This window comes from Nocardia sp. CA-135398, assembly GCF_050955845.1.
In the GTDB taxonomy this organism is placed as follows: Bacteria; Actinomycetota; Actinomycetes; order Mycobacteriales; family Mycobacteriaceae; genus Nocardia.
In genome coordinates this window covers 5,065,768-5,067,426 of record NZ_CP192084.1, presented here as the reverse complement: position 1 = coordinate 5,067,426, position 1,659 = coordinate 5,065,768, and the positions used below count along the sequence as shown (strand labels likewise).

Here is a 1,659-nt window from a genome sequence, read left to right as displayed (position 1 = left end):
GGAATGCCGTGACACGTAATGAGGTGATTGCAACCGCCGATCACGACGCAACGTCCCGTGGTCGGTGGTGGATCCTGGCCGTGGTGTGCATCGGCCCGATGATGGCCTTCGTCAACGTCTCCTCCACGCTCGGAGGGCTCGCCACCATCCAGGCCGATCTGCACCCCTCGTCGTCGATGGCCGTCTGGGTCGCCAGTGCCTACAGCCTGGTCGTGGCCAGTCTGGTGCTCGGCTGCGGGACCGTCGGGGATCTCATCGGCCGGCGGCTGATCTTCGCCACCGGCGCGGCCGTCTTCGCCGCGGGCAGTGCTGTGGCATCCGCCGCGCACAACACGGTCGTATTGATTGCCGCCCAGGCCATCATGGGAATCGGCGGCGCGATGGTGTTGCCCACCAGCCTGGCCATCATCAGCCACACCTTCACCGATATTCGCGAACGCACCGAGGCCGTTAGTATCTGGGCCGGGAGTTCCGGAATCGGCCTGGCGATCGGTCCGCTGGGAGCGGGGGTGCTGGTGGGTGCGTTCTCCTGGCATGCGATCTACCTGATCAATGTCGTACTCGGTGTGGTTGCCCTTCTCGGCGCGGTGACACTGATTCGTGAGAGCAGACTCCCCACCCGGGCACTCGATCCCGTCGGGATGGTGCTGGGCACCCTCGCCATCGCGGCACTGACCTATGCGGTGATCGAAGGCGGCTCACTGGGATACACCGAGGTCCGCATCCTGTGTGCCTACGCTGTGCTGGCCGTGTCACTGGTGGCGTTCATCCGGTACGAAGCCCGCCATCCCGATCCCATGCTGGACGTGAAGCTCTTCCGGTCCGGATCCTTCAGCGCCGTGATGGGTACGGCCGCTGTCACCCTGCTGGGATTCACCGGCACCGCGCTGGTCACCGTGCTCTACCTGCAGCACGTGCAGGGAACCACGGTCCTCGCCGCTGCCGTGCGGCTCCTGGTGATGTTCGGCCCCTTCGTCCTCATCAGCGCCGTCGCCGCCCGTATCGTGCATCGCATCGGGTTCACGACGATGCTCACACTCGGCCTCGTCGTCATGGCCGCCGGCATCTTCGCGCTCCTCGCCAGTCCACCCGGTACCGGGTTCGGCCGGATCTGGCCCGGACTACTGCTCGCCGGTATCGGCAGCGGCATGCTCATCGCACCCGCTACCGCGGCGGCGGTCAACAGCGTCGCACCACACCAGGCAGGTATGGCCAGCGCCACGGTCAACTTGTTCCGCCAGGTCGGCAATGTACTGGGTGCCAGCGTTCTGGGCACCATCCTGACGACGCGGTTCGCCGACAACCTCCGCGACGAACTCCGTGCTGCCGACCTGCCTCGGCCGCTCACCGACGCCGTCGTGTCCGCCGCCGCAGGGGGTGAGCACAGCTCTGCCCTCCCGCCCGCCGTCGCCGGACCGGTCCGCAACGCCATCCAGCACGCGTTCACCGACGCCACCCATCTCGCCCTCACCGTCGCCGGCGTCGCGCTGCTGATCACCGCGGTCCCGGTCGCGATATTCGTCCGCCGGCAACCCGGCACATTCGAGACCGCCACGGCCCCAACGACTTCGGAACTCGACACCGCATAGGACGGACGTGCCGGTCGATCGGGCGTCACTCGTCGGATGTGCTCACCGGAAGCGGGTCGGTCCAATACAC

General features: G+C 67.1%; 1 protein-coding gene. It reads left to right on the top strand.

What is annotated here, in order from left to right; translation table 11 throughout:
- The first annotated feature begins 8 nt into the window (after positions 1–8).
- Entirely contained in the window at positions 9–1,589 is a 1,581-nt protein-coding gene (locus tag ACQP1T_RS22225; RefSeq protein ID WP_433754962.1) for an MFS transporter, read from the top strand.
- The last annotated feature ends 70 nt before the right edge of the window (positions 1,590–1,659 follow it).